16 protein-coding genes are annotated in these 15,645 nt (G+C 54.8%); 2 read left to right on the top strand and 14 right to left on the bottom strand.

Features of this window, described 5'->3' with window-relative positions:
- From phnM to G4551_RS21735, 13 genes are all read right to left on the bottom strand, one after another.
- The gene (gene phnM / locus G4551_RS21795; RefSeq protein ID WP_003031811.1) at positions 1-1,137 is read right to left on the bottom strand and encodes an alpha-D-ribose 1-methylphosphonate 5-triphosphate diphosphatase; all 1,137 of its coding nucleotides are present in this window, start codon (positions 1,135-1,137) and stop codon (positions 1-3) included.
- The gene (gene phnL / locus G4551_RS21790) at positions 1,134-1,814 is read right to left on the bottom strand and encodes a phosphonate C-P lyase system protein PhnL (protein ID WP_003841104.1); all 681 of its coding nucleotides are present in this window, start codon (positions 1,812-1,814) and stop codon (positions 1,134-1,136) included. The genes phnM and phnL overlap by 4 nt, the downstream gene beginning before the upstream one ends.
- A gap of 89 nt (positions 1,815-1,903) precedes the next feature.
- Positions 1,904-2,662 (bottom strand): phosphonate C-P lyase system protein PhnK, encoded by a 759-nt coding sequence (phnK, locus tag G4551_RS21785; protein WP_003031816.1) that lies wholly within the window; start codon positions 2,660-2,662, stop codon positions 1,904-1,906.
- The gene (gene phnJ, locus G4551_RS21780) at positions 2,659-3,450 is read right to left on the bottom strand and encodes an alpha-D-ribose 1-methylphosphonate 5-phosphate C-P-lyase PhnJ (protein WP_224774781.1); all 792 of its coding nucleotides are present in this window, start codon (positions 3,448-3,450) and stop codon (positions 2,659-2,661) included. Before phnJ ends, phnK begins: the two co-directional genes overlap by 4 nt.
- Positions 3,451-3,496: 46 nt before the next feature.
- Positions 3,497-4,564 (bottom strand): carbon-phosphorus lyase complex subunit, encoded by a 1,068-nt coding sequence (locus G4551_RS21775; protein WP_003841107.1) that lies wholly within the window; start codon positions 4,562-4,564, stop codon positions 3,497-3,499.
- Positions 4,564-5,148: a phosphonate C-P lyase system protein PhnH gene (phnH, locus tag G4551_RS21770; protein WP_003841109.1), complete on the bottom strand. Its 585-nt coding sequence runs from the start codon at positions 5,146-5,148 to the stop codon at positions 4,564-4,566. The genes G4551_RS21775 and phnH overlap by 1 nt, the downstream gene beginning before the upstream one ends.
- Positions 5,145-5,597, bottom strand: coding sequence for a phosphonate C-P lyase system protein PhnG (phnG, locus tag G4551_RS21765; RefSeq protein ID WP_003031825.1), 453 nt, complete (start codon positions 5,595-5,597; stop codon positions 5,145-5,147). Before phnG ends, phnH begins: the two co-directional genes overlap by 4 nt.
- Positions 5,598-6,323, bottom strand: coding sequence for a phosphonate metabolism transcriptional regulator PhnF (phnF, locus tag G4551_RS21760; protein WP_003841117.1), 726 nt, complete (start codon positions 6,321-6,323; stop codon positions 5,598-5,600).
- Between the two features lie 20 nt (positions 6,324-6,343).
- On the bottom strand, positions 6,344-7,123 hold the full coding sequence (phnE, locus tag G4551_RS21755) for a phosphonate ABC transporter, permease protein PhnE (protein ID WP_003841119.1): 780 nt from the start codon (positions 7,121-7,123) through the stop codon (positions 6,344-6,346).
- A 104-nt stretch (positions 7,124-7,227) separates the two neighbouring features.
- Positions 7,228-8,244, bottom strand: a complete 1,017-nt coding sequence (gene phnD, locus G4551_RS21750) for a phosphonate ABC transporter substrate-binding protein (protein WP_003841122.1) — start codon at positions 8,242-8,244, stop codon at positions 7,228-7,230.
- A 155-nt stretch (positions 8,245-8,399) separates the two neighbouring features.
- Positions 8,400-9,188: a phosphonate ABC transporter ATP-binding protein gene (phnC, locus tag G4551_RS21745; RefSeq protein ID WP_003841124.1), complete on the bottom strand. Its 789-nt coding sequence runs from the start codon at positions 9,186-9,188 to the stop codon at positions 8,400-8,402.
- A 132-nt stretch (positions 9,189-9,320) separates the two neighbouring features.
- Complete coding sequence (gene yjdN / locus G4551_RS21740) at positions 9,321-9,770, bottom strand: VOC family metalloprotein YjdN (RefSeq protein ID WP_003841125.1); 450 nt, start codon at positions 9,768-9,770, stop codon at positions 9,321-9,323.
- 139 nt (positions 9,771-9,909) lie between these two features.
- A complete protein-coding gene (locus G4551_RS21735) occupies positions 9,910-10,245 on the bottom strand; it encodes a zinc ribbon domain-containing protein YjdM (RefSeq protein WP_003841127.1) in 336 nt (111 codons plus the stop codon).
- 539 nt (positions 10,246-10,784) lie between these two features.
- On the opposite strand from G4551_RS21735, the gene crfC reads away from it, so the two are divergent.
- Together crfC and G4551_RS21725 are read left to right on the top strand one after the other, a co-directional pair.
- Positions 10,785-13,142: a clamp-binding protein CrfC gene (gene crfC, locus G4551_RS21730; RefSeq protein WP_003841128.1), complete on the top strand. Its 2,358-nt coding sequence runs from the start codon at positions 10,785-10,787 to the stop codon at positions 13,140-13,142.
- Positions 13,139-14,032 (top strand): diguanylate cyclase regulator RdcB family protein, encoded by an 894-nt coding sequence (locus G4551_RS21725; RefSeq protein WP_032941067.1) that lies wholly within the window; start codon positions 13,139-13,141, stop codon positions 14,030-14,032. Before crfC ends, G4551_RS21725 begins: the two co-directional genes overlap by 4 nt.
- Positions 14,033-14,062: 30 nt before the next feature.
- On the opposite strand, the gene kdgT is transcribed toward G4551_RS21725, so the two are convergent.
- Positions 14,063-15,061 (bottom strand): 2-keto-3-deoxygluconate transporter, encoded by a 999-nt coding sequence (gene kdgT / locus G4551_RS21720; RefSeq protein ID WP_003841132.1) that lies wholly within the window; start codon positions 15,059-15,061, stop codon positions 14,063-14,065.
- Positions 15,062-15,645: the final 584 nt, after the last annotated feature.

Genomic DNA, 15,645 nt, shown 5'->3' with positions numbered 1-15,645 from the left:
TCAGAATACCCTTTTGCCCTGACGCCAGACGTGGTCGATATGGATGTTGCCGCCTTTGCGATGCGCCAGCACCAGATCCGCGCGTTTACCTTCGGCAATAACGCCGCGATCGTCGAGATTTAAGGCCCGCGCCGGATTGCGGGTCACCAGACGAATAGCCTGCGACAGCGTAAAGCGGTTAGCGTCGTCATCCGCTACGCGAAATGCCGCATCGAGCAGGCTGGCGGGGTAGTAGTCGGAGGAGAGAATATCCAGCAGCCCCAGCTCAGCCAGCCTATGTGCCGCCACGTTGCCGGAGTGAGAACCGCCGCGCACGATGTTAGGTGCGCCCATCAGCACGTTCATGCCATGCTGGCGTGAGGCATCGGCGGCTTCGAAAGTTGTGGGAAATTCGGCGATCACGCTGCCAAGTTGATGCGATTCCAGCACATGATCGCAGGTGGCATCGTCATGGCTCGCCAGCGCAATCTGGCGCTCACGGCACATCTGGGCAATCGCCGTGCGGTTGGGCTGTGACCAACGCGCAGCCAGCGCTAACTGTTCTTCTTCATAACGGGCCATCTGCTCGTCGGTGAGCGAATACTTGCCCTGATAATACTCGCGGTACTTCTCACGATTGGCGAACTGACGCTGGCCGGGGGAATGATCCATCAGCGACACCAGCGTCACCGGCTCACGACCGACCAGTTTTTCAAACAGCGGCAGGGTAGTGTGATGCGGCAGCTCGCAGCGCAGGTGCAAGCGGTGCTCGGCGCGATTGACCCCACGCTTTTGCGTCTCTTCCACCGCGTTGATCATCTTCTCCAGATTTTCCAGACGGTCACCACCGTCGCGCACATCGCCAATCGCCACTGCGTCCAGCACGGTGGTAATGCCGCTGGCGACCATTAGCGCGTCGTGGCTGCTCATCGCCGAGTGGGCAGGCCAATCTACCTTCGGGCGCGGGGTAAAAAATTTGTCGAGATTATCGGTATGCAGCTCGATAAGCCCTGGCAGCAGCCAGCCGCCTTCGCCGTCCAGCGCCTCAGGTAGGCTGCTCGGACTTTCAGCAAAGGCGCGAATGACCCCGCCCTCGATTTCCAGCGATCCTTGCACCACGTCATCTTCCAGTACCAGCTTTACATTATTGATAATCATGCTGTTGTTCCCATCAGATGCAGACGATCCGCTACGCGGTCGCGCACGGTTTGATCGTGAAAAATACCGACAATTGCTGCGCCGCGGGCTTTTGCTTCTTCAATCAATGCGACGACGGCGGCGCTATTTTTGGCGTCCAGCGAGGCGGTGGGTTCATCGAGCAGCAGAATCGGGTAATCGACGATAAACCCGCGGGCGATGTTGACGCGCTGCTGTTCGCCACCGGAGAAGGTCGACGGCGCCAGGTGCCACAGCCGCTCCGGCACGTTCAGGCGGGTAAGCAGGTTAGCCGCTTTGGCTGCACACTCCTCACGGGAGACACCCAGATCCAGCAGCGGTTGCATCACCACATCCAGCGCGGAAATCCTCGGGATTACGCGCAGGAACTGGCTTACCCAGCCGATGGTTGAACGGCGAACTTCCAACACTTTGCGCGCCGGGGCCTGCACCAGATCGACCCACTCATCGCTGTGGCGAATGTGGATGTGTCCTTCATCCGGCAGATAGTTGGCGTACAGCGATCGCAGCAGCGTGGACTTGCCGCTACCCGAGTGACCGTGCAGCACCACGCATTCGCCGTTTTTCACTTCCAGCGTGGCGTTTTGCAGCACCGGCAGACGCACGCCGTTTTGCTGATGCAGGACAAAGGTTTTACTGACATTTTCAACGCGGATCATTTGAGCCTCATGGTTCTTATTGCCGGATGTTGCTGTGCTTATCCGGCCTACAAAAAGCGCCCCGTAAGCTGCCATCCGGCATCCGATGTTTAATTTTGCAAAACGGACGACACCAACAACTGGGTGTACGGATGGTGCGGGTCGTCGAGCACGCGGTCGGTTAACCCACTTTCCACCACCTGACCCTGCTTCATCACCAGCAAACGGTCTGCCAGCAGACGCGCCACACCCAAATCGTGGGTGACAATGACCACTGCAAGATCCAGTTCCACCACCAGGCCGCGCAGCAGGTCCAGCAGTTTGGCCTGTACCGAAACGTCCAGCCCGCCGGTGGGTTCGTCCATAAACACCAGTTTGGGATGGGTGACGAGGTTGCGGGCGATCTGCAGGCGCTGCTGCATACCGCCGGAAAAGGTGGTTGGCAGGTCGTCGATACGCGAGGCAGGGATCTCCACCTCCTCCAGCCAGCGCTGCGCGGTGGAGCGGATGTCGCCGTAGTGACGCGCGCCAGTGGCCATCAGGCGTTCGCCGATATTGCCTCCGGCGGAGACCTGACGGCGCAGGCCATCCAGCGGATGCTGATGCACCACGCCCCATTCGGTGCGCAGCAGACGGCGACGGTCGGCCTCGTTCATGCCGTACAGCGAACGGTTCTGATACAAAATCTCACCGCTCTGCGGCGTCAGCCGTGAAGAGATCGATTTCAGCAGCGTGGTTTTGCCAGAACCGGACTCGCCGACGATACCCAGCACTTCGCCTGGCCACAGGTCAAAAGATACATCACTGAAGCCCTTGCCCGGCGCGTAGAGATGGGTCAGGTTGTTGACTGAAAGCAGCGGTTGCGTCATTTGCTGAGGGCCTCGCTCTGTTGGCGGCAGTAATCGGTGTCGGAGCAGACAAACATGCGTTTGCCGCTGTCATCGAGCACCACTTCATCGAGATAGCTGTGGGTTGAGCCGCAGATGGCACAAGGTTCATCCCAGCTCTGCACGGTAAACGGGTGATCGTCGAAATCGAGACTTTCCACGCGAGTGTAAGGTGGAACGGCATAGATACGTTTTTCGCGGCCTGCGCCAAACAGTTGCAGGGCCGGCATCATGTCCATCTTCGGATTGTCGAATTTCGGGATGGGCGACGGGTCCATGACGTAGCGGTCGTTGACCTTCACCGGATAGGCGTAAGTGGTGGCGATATGACCAAAGCGGGCGATATCTTCATACAGTTTCACCTGCATGATGCCGTACTCTTCCAGCGCGTGCATGGTGCGAGTTTCCGTTTCCCGCGGTTCGATAAAGCGCAGCGGCTCGGGGATCGGTACCTGGAAGATGATTATTTGATCTTCCACCAGCGGCGTCTCCGGGATGCGGTGGCGGGTCTGGATCAGCGTCGCATCTTCCGTACGCTCAGTGGTATTCACTCCGGTCACACGCTTGAAGAAATTACGAATCGATACGGCGTTAGTGGTGTCGTCCGCGCCCTGGTCAATCACTTTCAGCACGTCCGGTTCGCCAATCACGCTGGCGGTAAGTTGAATGCCGCCGGTTCCCCATCCGTATGGCATCGGCATTTCACGTCCGCCAAACGGTACCTGGTAACCAGGGATCGCTACCGCTTTCAGAATTGCGCGGCGGATCATGCGTTTGGTCTGCTCATCAAGATAGGCAAAGTTGTAGCCGGAGAGGTTAGTGGTCACGGGTGGCCTCCTGTTGCAGGCGTTTGAGCAGTTCCAGTTCGGCTTGGAAATCGACGTAATGGGGAAGTTTGAGGTGCGAAACAAAACCCGCCGCCTCGACGTTATCCGCATGCGCCAGCACGAACTCTTCGTCCTGCGCCGGTCCTGTGACCGTTTCATCGTATTCGGCTGCCTGTAGGGCGCGGTCCACCAGCGCCATCGCCATTGCTTTACGTTCGCTCATACCGAACACCAGCCCGTAGCCGCGGGTAAAATGGGGGGATTCATTTTCTGGCGCGACAAAACCGTTGACCATTTCACATTCCGTCATCAGCAGTTCGCCGACGTTCACCGCAAATCCCAGCTCTTCCGGTACGGTTTCCTGTGCCACATAGCCGCTACGGATTTCGGCGGCAAACGGGTGGTTGCGCCCGTAGCCGCGCTGGGTGGAGTAGGCCAGCGCCAGCAAATATCCCTCGTCACCACGCATCAGCTGTTGCAGACGTGAAGCGCGTGAGCAGGGGTAAACCGGCGGCGTGCGGGTGATGTCGTCGGGTGTTGCGCCATCATCCTCTTCACGTTTAGCCATGCCCTGGTTCGCCAGCAGGGAAAAGACGTGCGGGGAGGCATCTTGTTCGCTCTCAGCGGTGCGCAGCGGCGGCGCTTCACCGTTCGCCAGCAGGGTAAAATCCAGCAGGCGATGGGTATAGTCATAGGTTGGACCCAACAGCTGCCCGCCGGGAATATCCTTGTAGACCGCGGAGATTCTGCGCTCAAGACGCATTTCTGCGCTGTTAACCGGTTCGCTGACAGCTACCTTTGCCAGCGTAGTGCGGTAGGCGCGGAGCAAAAAGATGGCCTCGACGTTATCGCCGCTGGCCTGTTTGAGCGCCAGTGCAGCCAGTTCGCGGTCAGCGATGCCACCTTCGGTCATCACCCGATCAACGGCCAGGTTCATCTGCTGTTCGATTTGCGCCACGCTCAGTTCAGCAATGGTCTCATCGCCCCGGCGTCGGTTTTCCTGCAGGGCGTGGGCGTTGGCTATCGCCTTTTCGCCCCCTTTGACGGCGACGTACATCAGCACACCTCCACATGGGTGGTTCGCGGAATAGCCAGCAGGCGTTCGCCACAGGTGAGGATCAGATCGACCCCCAGTGGGAACGGGTGCGGGCGTTCGGTGAGTTCGTGAATCAGGCATTCCGGGAGCTGTGGCGCGATCATGCGCTCTTCGGCGATGCCCGCGCCGGTCAGACGCAGCATGCGTCCACCGCTTAAGCCAGAGACCTGCACAATCAGCGTGGCGCTGGTTTCTGGTGCGACGGCTGAACCGGCGGAGAGGGCGTTAAGCTGTTCGCTGCTGATACGTTCGTCGGCGACGGCAAAGGCCGCCAACTGTGGTTGATCCACCAGCGGCGCGTTGGTGTGAAAACGCAGGTTCTGCCGGGCGATATCGTTATCCACCGACGGCGCCAGCCAGACCGGCGTGTCGCCATCGACCAGGGTCAGCAGCACGCTGGTGGTCGCCAGACCCAGCGGCTGCCAGCCGTGTTTCAGCTGATGCAGGGCGACGATTACGCCCGGTTCGCTCATGGCTTTCAGCAGGCGACGAAAGCTCTGCTGAGCATCCTGAACGGGTAAATTAAATGCGGTCTGTAAGGTCATGCGTTATCTCCGCGTACCAGCGTGAAGAAGTCGACCCGGCTGGCGTTGACTTCGGCACAGCGTGCGTTAATCAGCGCATCGCGTTCCGCTTCCAGCGGGGCAATTAAGGTTTCCATTAGGTTCTGGAAATGCGTTTGTTCCTGCAGTAGCGCGTCAATCACCGCGCACTGCTCGGCATGTTGTTTGTTGCGTCCCAGCAGGTAGCTGTAACCCAGCGTGCCGCTCTTCAGGCGTACCACTGCGCGGGTAAGCGTGGTGTCACCGGCAAAGAAGCGGTTACCGGTACCGCCCATACGGGCCTGGATCTGCATCAGTCCGCTTTCCGGTGCGCGGATAAGTTCATAGTCCGGCGTCAGTTTGAGCGCGTTGATACGGGCGTTCAGGGCATCGGCATTGCTGTAAGCCAGGGCGCGCATCCAGCGCTGGCGGGTGGCGGTATCGAAATGCATTCAGTGCTCCATAGTGAATTCGATCATGTCGGCGCGGGTCAGGCTGACGGAGTATTCCGCCGCGTGTTTTTCGCCTTCACGGTGGTTCAGGGTGCGCACGCACAGCAGCGGCGCCATATTGGGGATTTCCAGCACCTTGCTCTCTTTGGCCTGCGCGCGGCGGGCGCTGATGCGCGTTTGCGTGCGCAGCAGCGTCAGACCGGATTGTTGGCGCAGATAGTCGTGCAGTGAGCCGCTGTTAAAGCCTTGCAGCAGCGGCCACAGCGTGAGGTCGGAAAAATAGTGGTCGATCTGGCACAGTGCGATCCCGTTAACCCGACGCAGGGTGCGCAGGTGAATCACGTTATCGCCCTCGTTTATGCTGAGCGCATCGGCAATGTGGCTGGAGGCCGGACGCAGCACCGCCAGCAGTTTTTCGCTGGTGGGGTGGCTGCCCTGGTCCAGCAGGTTCTGACTAAAGCGTGCCTGGGCATTAAGCGGGTAATCGAACGGGCGCATCAGCACCAGTACGCCGACTCCCTGGCGACGCTGAACCCAACCGCGTTCAACCAACTGGTCAATGGCGCGGCGCAGGGTGTGGCGGTTTACCTCGAAGCGCGCGGCAAGCTGATGCTCGGCGGGCAGATAGTCACCGCAGCGATAATGTTGACGTAGCTCCTGCTCAAGTCTCGCGGCAATTTCCTGATAACGCGTTGGATAACTGGTCGGATGTGTAGACAAGTGCATAGCAATCAATGCCTCGCTAATCAGATAAAGTGCTTACGCAAACGCTGGGAAAGGAAATCCAGCAGGCTGACGGTGACGATGATTAACACCATCAGGGCGCAGGTTTGCTGGAACTGGAAGCCGCGAATCGCTTCCCATAAGGTCACGCCAATACCACCTGCGCCCACCATGCCGACTACCGTGGCTGAGCGAACATTGGATTCAAAGCGATACAGCGAGTAGGAGATAAGCAGCGGCATGACCTGTGGCAGAACGCCGTACAGAATCTCTTCAATTTTGTTGGCTCCGGTGGCGCGAATACCTTCTACCGGACCCGGCTCAATGGCTTCTACCGCTTCGGAAAGCAGCTTGGAGAGTACCCCGGTAGTGTGGATAAACAGTGCCATCACCCCGGCGAATGGCCCTAACCCGACGGCGACCACGAACAGCATCGCGAAGACCATTTCATTGATGGCGCGGCAGGCGTCCATCAGGCGGCGCATCGGCTGGTAAATCCACCACGGCACCAGGTTATCGGCGCACATCAGGCCGAAGGGAATCGATAGCACCACGGCGAGGGCAGTCCCCCAGACGGCAATTTGCAGGGTGACGGCCATTTCACCGAGATAGTCTTGCCACTGGCTGAAGTCCGGTGGGAAGAAGTCGGCGGCGAAGGTTGCCATATTGCCGGAATCTTCGATCAGCGTGAGCGGAGCCATTTCGGCACCTTTCCACGAGACCACCAGTACGGCGAGCAGAATGGCCCAGCTCAGCAGCGAGAACCAGCTACGTTTGGGCGGGGCGACGGTGATGGTTTGCATGTTTAGCTCCGTGCATAGGTTATTGCCGGATGGCGGCGCAGGCGTCTTATCCGGCCTACAAAACACCGTAGGCCCGGTAAGCGAAGCGCCACCGGGCACCAGGGTTACTGCACCGCTTTGGTGACGCTGGTCATAGCGCCCAGTGCGGCGGTCAGACGGTCAAGGTCATCGAGCTGCGCTTTCAACGCCGAGGTTTTGCTGGTTTTCTCTTCCTCGTTCAGCCCTTTGTTGTCCTTCACACCCTGCATCTCTTTAAACAGTGCCAGCTGGCGAATCGGCACCAGTTGCAGATCGCTGGAGGCGCGGAACGGTGCCCATCCAAGGCGTTCCAGTACGATTTTCTGCTCCGGCGTTTTGCCGTAATTCATAAAGAAGTCGTACACCTTGTCCTTGGTGGTTTCGGAGAGGTTTTTACGCCAGACGATCGGATCGCCCGGGATCAGCGGTGACTTCCAGATCACCTTCAGCTCTTTCAGCTTTTCCGGTGCGGAAGTTTTCAGCTTGTCGAGGTTTTCGGTGTTGTTGGTGGCGACATCAACCTGCTTGTTGGCGACTGCCAGGGCGTTGGTTTCGTGTCCGGCGTTAACGGTGCGTTTGAAATCGCTCGCGGAGATGTTGTTTTTGGCAAAGACGTAGTAGCCGGGAACAAGGAAGCCTGACGTTGAGTTGGGATCGCCGTTGCCGAAGGTCAGATCCTTACGTTTGGCGATCAGATCGTTCAGGTTATTGATCGGACTGTCTTTGTTAACGATCAACACGCTCCAGTAACCCGGGGATCCGTCGGCGGCGACGGTCTGGGCAAACACTTGCCCGTTAGCGCGATCCACCGCTTCCATTGCCGAGAGGTTGCCGTACCAGGCGATATCCACTTTGTTAAAGCGCATGCCCTGGATGATCCCGGCGTAGTCCGGGGCGAAGAAGGCGTTCACTTTCACGCCCAGTGATTTTTCCATGTCTTTCAGGAACGGTTCCCACTGCGGCTTCAGGTTTTGCTGTGACTCGGTCGAAATAATGCCAAAGTTCAGCGCTTTTTCTTGCTCTTCGGCATGCGCCGGGCTTAACAAGGTACTGACGCTAAACATGCTGGTGAAAGCCAGCGCGGCAACTGTCTTATAGCTCATGTCGTTTCCTTAATTAGTCATTGTTCCAGGCTATTTCACTTGCCAGCCTGAATCCGGGCAGTGCTCAAAATCCTCACGTACTGCGTGTACGCTCCGGTTTTTCCGCGCTGGCCGTCTCCAGCCTGGCTGCGCCAATAACGCCTGGTTTTTTAGAACTATGCAGCCTGCGCGTTCTGTTCGACGCGGTTCATGCTGCGGTAAAGATGGTCAAAACGATCGTTATCAAAATGCTGGCTGCTGCCATCAAAGAAGACGTTGCCCTGGCGCAGCGCGACGATGCGTTCGCAGTAGCGCAGGGCGTAATCCACCTGATGCAGCGTGACGACCACGGTGATGCCGTCGGTCTGGTTGATGTCGCGTAGGGTGTCCATCACGATGCGTGCGGATTCCGGGTCCAGTGAAGCAATCGGCTCATCGGCAAGGATCACTTTGGCCTGCTGCATCAGCGCGCGGGCGATTGCGACGCGCTGCTGTTGTCCGCCCGAAAGCGTGGAAACACGCTGGTATGCAAAGTGCGCCATGCCAACGCGGGTTAACGCTTGTAATGCACGCTGTTTCTGCTCAGCGGTAAACCAGCTAAAACAGGTGCGCCAGAACGGCGTGCTGCCGAGCGCGCCAATCAGGACGTTCTCCAGCACTGTCAGGCGGTTCACCAGATTGAACTGCTGGAAGATGTAGCCGGTGTGGGCGCGGCTTTTGCGGATATCGCGCGCCAGGCGGCCTTCATGTTGAACGGTGCGGCCCAGCAGCTCGACGCGGCTACCGGGTGATTTATCACCGACGATCAAACCGCTTAAATGACGTAAAAGGGTGGATTTGCCGGAGCCGGACGGCCCAAGCAGAGCCACCATCTCACCGGAACAGATGTTCAGATCAACCGCATTGAGCGCCTGATGTTGATTGAAGGACTTGGAGAGTTTTTCGACGCGAATAATCGTTTGCATGCTGCGGCCTCCCTAAAAAAGTGGCCCCATCGTGGCGGATCAATGTGACGTTTTCGTTAAGGGATAGTTACTCGATGATGAAGAGTTGAGCGCTATTTGATGACAGTACGGGAGGGCTGGCCTCCCGTTGGATTACTCTGTAGGGGGTTGCTGTTGTTTGACGACGTTGATCATCCACGGCACGCCATACTGGTCGCTCACTTTACCGAAACCGTGGGCCCAGAAGGTTTCCTGCCAGTCCATTTCGATTTTTCCGTTTGCTGCCAGGTTATCAAACCAGCGTTTGCCTTCATCGACGTTTTGCGTGTCGAGCACTAGCGTAAAGCCAGAGTAGTGAGCATTTCCGTCCGGGGCGCTATCGCTCATCATGATGTCGCTGCCCGAAACGCGCAGGTTGGCGTGGGCAATGGCGGTGTCGGGGAATTTCATGCCTGAAGGGCAACCATCTTCACTATCCTGCGCCGATTTGGGCATTTCACCGAAGTTGATTTTGTAGAGCAGTTCAGCGCCTAACGTTTTTTGATAGTAGGCGATAGCGTCAGCGCAGTTGCCTGCAAAGGAGATATAGGGACTTAACGGCATAATCTTTACCTCAGGTAAAAGAAACCAGTTAAGTGTAGTTATCGTCTGCATAAATAAACCAGGCGGGAAGTATGAGCTTCCCGCCTGGCAGATGAGCTGGTGTAGACCTGATGAGCGTAGTGCCATCAGGCAATTTGCATCAGTTCTTTTTCACAAACTCAGATTTCAGCTTCATTGGGCCAAAGCCATCGATTTTGCAATCGATGTTGTGGTCACCTTCAACCAGGCGAATGTTTTTCACTTTGGTACCGATCTTCAGCATGGAAGAGCTACCTTTTACCTTCAGGTCTTTCACGACGGTAACGCTGTCGCCGTCGGCCAGCAGGTTGCCGTTAGCATCTTTAACGATCAGTTCGTCGCTGTCCTGTGCCGGTTCAGCATCGTTCCATTCGTGCGTGCATTCCGGGCAGATGAACATGCCGTTATCTTCGTAAGTGTATTCGGAGTTGCATTGTGGGCAGTGTGGTAATGACATGTGGATTTCCTCAAAAGTCAGCAGGGGCAAATGCGCCCAAAAAATGGCAGATTGCCGAAAAAGGCCGCAATTATACATAAAATCCCTGCTTTTGTCGGGACTACTGTGTGATTACGCAAATGATCTGCTGTAAAGACCCTTTGCTTTTACCTCAATGAAAGTATGGGGTAATATTTTTTAAGGGAAATTGCTACGTCAGGTTATTTAAGATAAGGTGAGGCGAAATATCTGATATTCATAGGTAACATCGCCTGCGGATGTCTAAGTCATTGTGATTGAATATCTCAATCCCCCTTAATTTTAGTAGGGGGATTAAGCTGGCATTTTTTAAAACTGAACTACGCTGTTTATCTTTCTTACTTATTACATAAGTGAGAGGTTTCAGGCCAGCGGTTGTACGCCAAACTTATTTTAATAATATCAATTGGTTGTTTTGATTTTAATTATTTCCACACGTAATTATAAAAGCCAAAAAATCTATAAATAAAACGATTGGGCTAAATAAAAGCAATGCTATTTGCGTTAAGGAAAGATTTTCCATGCACACACAGACAATATATGAATTAAGTCAGGAAGCGGAACGCTTGCTGATGCTCTCGCTTGAACATCTCAGGCAATTGCAAAAATTGCCCATAACGTCGTTGGATGATGTCGCGCTAAAACAAGGAGAGCATAGCAGTCAGGTTGTTCAGCCCCTGCACTTCAGCGCGCGTGGCATGGATGTCCAGCAAGCAACGCTCAATAATGAGTTGCGCAAGATTACGCGTCTGGAAATGGTGCTGGCGATTGTTGGCACGATGAAAGCGGGAAAATCGACGACGATTAACGCGATTGTAGGGACAGAAGTTTTACCTAATCGTAATCGCCCCATGACGGCGTTACCAACGCTAATTCGTCATACGCCGGGGCAGAAAGAGCCGGTCCTGCATTTTTCACATGTCGCGCCGATTGATGCCTTAATGAAGGTTTTACAGCAGCGTGTGCGCGAGTGCGATCGCCAGCGTCTTACGCAGACCCTGGAAATTGACAAGGATATGAATGTCCTGCTGCAGCATATTGAAACCGGCGTGGCATTTGAACGGTATTATCTTGGCGCACAGCCTATTTTCCATTGCCTTAAAAGCCTGAACGACCTGGTGCGCCTGTCAAAAGCATTGGATGTTGATTTTCCTTTTGCTGCCTATGCCGCGATTGAGCATATTCCGGTTATTGAGGTTGAGTTTGTCCATTTGGCCGGACAAGCAAGCTACCCAGGGCAATTAACGTTGCTGGATACGCCGGGGCCGAACGAGGCGGGACAACCGCACTTACAAAAAATGCTTAATGAACAGCTGGTACGGGCCTCTGCGGTGCTGGCAGTGTTGGATTACACCCAATTGAAATCTATTTCTGATGAGGAAGTGCGTCAGGCGATTATGGCGGTTGGCAAGTCAGTACCGCTGTATGCGCTGGTGAACAAGTTCGATCAGAAAGACCGCAACAGTGACGATGAAGAGCAGGTGCGGGCGTTGATTTCTGGCACGTTGATGCAAGGTGGCATTGCCCCTGAAAGAATCTATCCGGTTTCCTCAATGTGGGGCTATCTGGCAAACAGGGCGCGTCATGAGCTGACGGCCCGTGGGCGACTGCCGGATCATCAGGTGCAACGTTGGGTGCAGGATTTTGCCGAAGCGGCGCTTGGCAGACGCTGGCGCACCACCGATCTTGAAGATACGGAGCATATCCGTCATGCCGCCGACCTGTTGTGGGAAGACTCGCTGTTTGAACAGCCTATCCAGAAAGTGATTCACGCCGCTTACGCCAATGCATCGCTGTATGCGCTACGCTCAGCGTCACATAAGTTATTGAACTATGCGCAAAGCGTGCACGAATATCTGGAGTTTCGTGCCCACGGGTTAACGGTCGCCTATGACGAACTACGGCTGAACATCACGCATATTGAAGAGGATATGCAGCAGTTAGAAGTGAGCCAGGGGCGGGTGAGCGATGAAGTCAGCCATGAAGTAGAACTGGCGCTGGAAGCTGCTGCAGCCTATCTCAGAGAGCAACAAACCGAGATTCTTTGCGGTATCAACACGTTCTTTGTCAAAGAAAACGTCCTGATGATGTCACAACATAGTCTGGGAACTGGCGTCTCCTCGGCAGAAATGGCCGGAGAAATGCTGGTGCTGCACGATGAAGGCCAGGCGAAAATTGTGTTAGATAAAATTCGCTCGTCCTGTGAGGGGGTATTGCTGGCGGCGCAGGAAAGCATCAGCCGTGACTTAGCCCTGCGTTTTGAACAGCTTGAGTCGACACTCTCCCGGGCGCTAAATGACGCGATGCGGCCAATTGAGCAAAGGGTGAAAGAGGAGCTAAACCACGCCGGTTTTCGTGCGCGGATCCGTTTTCCAGCGTTCCATACAGCGATGTTTAATTTCAATACCCGCCAATTGTTTAACGAGGCCATTGAGCAGGATATTCCGGCAGAAAATGCGCCGTCTACTGGTGGTGCGGTGCGTGACACTTTCTCTCGTTGGCTAAATCAACCCAACTGGGGATGGAATGATTACGTCGAAACAAAAACGCGTTATCTCATTGATATGGGCGCTTTGCATAAGAACCTTGTGCAGTATGTCTCCCAGTTTTGCCAACAAATTCGTAAAGCTTTAGTTGCTCAGGTCGATATTTCCGTTACGGCAGGCATGGCCACGTTTTTTGCAGATTTTTCACTGTGTCTGGCGCAATTACAGGCGAGCCTGAGTGAGAGTCTGACGCTACGCCAACAAAATGAATCCGCGGTGAATGCAATGAATGAGCAATTGCAGCAGCGCATTACGATTGCGGCATGGCTTTATGAAGATTCCCGTTTGCTGCGTGACGATATCAATACCCTTTTTGCAACCGAGCACACATGACTAACGTTTTACTGGAAGGCCCCGGGAGGACGCTGGAGTGTGTCTACCCGAAGTTTATGGTCGATCTGGTTCAGGGAGATGAAACCAAACGTTCCGGCGGTTTTCTGCAACAGCAGCAGCGGTTGCGTGCGCGTCTGACGCAGGAGGTGTTATCCCAGACACAACTGCGGGCGTGGGTGATGGCGGGAGTGTCCAGCGAGCATCTGGTGATGCGTCTTAAGCTGGTAGAAAAGTTGGCGGGCATGATCGACCCAGGCCATCTGGCGCTGGTGCGTATTGCCGAAGGGCTGAAGTTTTTACAACAAACCGAACACCCGCGTGGGCTTTCAACCCCCGGTCTTTTACAACAAATAAATTCACTGACTGACTGGTTTACCCAACGCGCTGCGTATAAAGAGAAGGCGCTGACCCAGCGTGGCCTGACGGTTCAGGCGGGCGAACACAGCGAACAAATTTTTACCCGCTGGCGGGCTGGCGCATATGACGGTTGGTCGTTACCTGGACGCTGTTTTGTTGCGCTGGAGGAGTTGCGCTGGGGAGCCTTCGGTGACGCCTGCCGGTTAGCGAATGCCGATGTGGTGTTAATGCTAAAAGACAACCTGCGAACCATGGCCGCTCAGGCGTTGGCGGACAGCGTGAATGCGGCGCCTGCTACGCGTCATTACTATCATCATTGGCTCAGCACGCCAGTTGTCGGCGGATCGGGCGAGTATAACGATATGCTGAGCTGGTTAGGCGACTGGTGCGATGCGCAGCGTCATCCGGTGAGCTGGTCGGTGACGCAGCGTTGGCAAAATGTGGCGTTAGGAATGCCGCGATTGTGTTCGGCGAAACGACTGGCTGATGCGATGGTTGAGGAGATTTTTGCACCGTCCCTACTCATCAATTGAGCAGGGACGGTCAGTGGGGCTAAGACAGAGTTAGTGGTGCAGAGAGTCTGCCGGGGTGGCCACCGTCTCGTTGGCGACCAGGTTTTTATTAAAACGTTTGGCGTACAGCGCGGTGATAATCGGCACCAGAATGGCGGTGACAATTACGCTGGCGGCAACCAGCGCCGTAGCGGATGCGGCAACCGGTTCGAACGCCGGGTTAATCTGGGCGATAATCACCGGGTTTGCCACCGCAGCGCCTGCTGCTGAAGAGGCTGCCACGCCTGCCGTACCGTTCCCGCCACCAATAACACGGTCTGCAATAATCAGCGGGATACCGGTGATGACGATAACCGCGACACCCAGCAAGATACCCAGCAGACCGGTATCAACGATTACGCTCAGGTTAATGGTGTTACCCAATGCGAAGCCGAAGAACGGGATCAGCACCGGTGTGGCTTTGCTGAAGAAAGAACGCAGGTCATGATCCAGGTTGCCTAATGTAAAGCCAATCAGGAACGGTAATACCGCGCCGATGAAATGGTGTGGCTCGAAGGAGGCCAGACCCGCGGAGCCGAGGATCACCATGGTCATTAACGGGCCGGATTCCAGAGACATCAACACAAATGCGCCAGACTCTTCTTTGGTGCCGTACTGGTTCATCAGGCTGGCGTACAAACCACCGTTGGTCATGTCCATTGCGGAGACAATTGCCAAAACTGAGAGGCCTGCAAAGAACCCGGTTTGAATACCGGTATCAGGAATAAATGAAGCCGCAATCATTGCCACTACCCACGCCACGGCTATTTTGGTTATTACCAGCGTACCGGACTTGCGTAATACCGTGCCGGTTGCCCGTAAATCAATAGATGCGCCGATACAAAAAAACCACACTGCCAGAATCGGTACCGTTCCGCTGATCATTCCTTTGGTAAACGAACCGAAATACGCACCGGTATCCGGAGCTAACGTATTTAACACTGCGCCTAATAACAGAGGAATCAACATCATTCCGCCGGGGATGCGTTCAATCGTGGCTTTAATTTTCATAAACGTCCTCATGTCTTGTCGCCGCTAACACTAGCGCAAGAGGGTAAAAATTAATAAATTCAAATAGTTACTGGTTTCTCTTAACAAAGAAAATCGCTATCTCTTTGTTTTATAAAATCTAACGCGGCATACATTGAGCGTGTTGCTGCTCCCAGGGATATTGCGTCTGGAATTAGTTTGCATTCATGGGAACGTTGATTCAATCAAAATAAAACGATGTTTTAGTTATCTTCATCACATATTCCGAGCAAAAGTTCCCGGTCGCTCTGATTATTAAAAAAGCTGTGATCTTTTTGTGAAGGGATTAGGTGTTTTTTTTGCTAGCAGAATAATAATGACCGCTGTGATTGTTGGTGCAATAAAGCGATTTATTCTTGTATTTAATTGTCAGTAAATCACAAGCGTTACATGTAAAAAAGATGACTAAGAATGACCTAATTTACGCATGTTGACGAAATGAAAAACCATATGTGAAGTTGATCACAAATTTAAACGCTGTTAGGGTAAAGAGGTCATTAACCGCCCAATCAGGCGTCAACAGGTTCGGTTGTACTGTGCGTTTCTCGTCAGTGTAAGTAAACCTG

It is taken from the genome of Citrobacter freundii ATCC 8090 = MTCC 1658 = NBRC 12681 (assembly GCF_011064845.1).
Taxonomy (GTDB): domain Bacteria; phylum Pseudomonadota; class Gammaproteobacteria; order Enterobacterales; family Enterobacteriaceae; genus Citrobacter; species Citrobacter freundii.
Note: the sequence above shows the minus strand (reverse complement) of the source record. Positions and strands in the feature narration are given on the sequence as shown.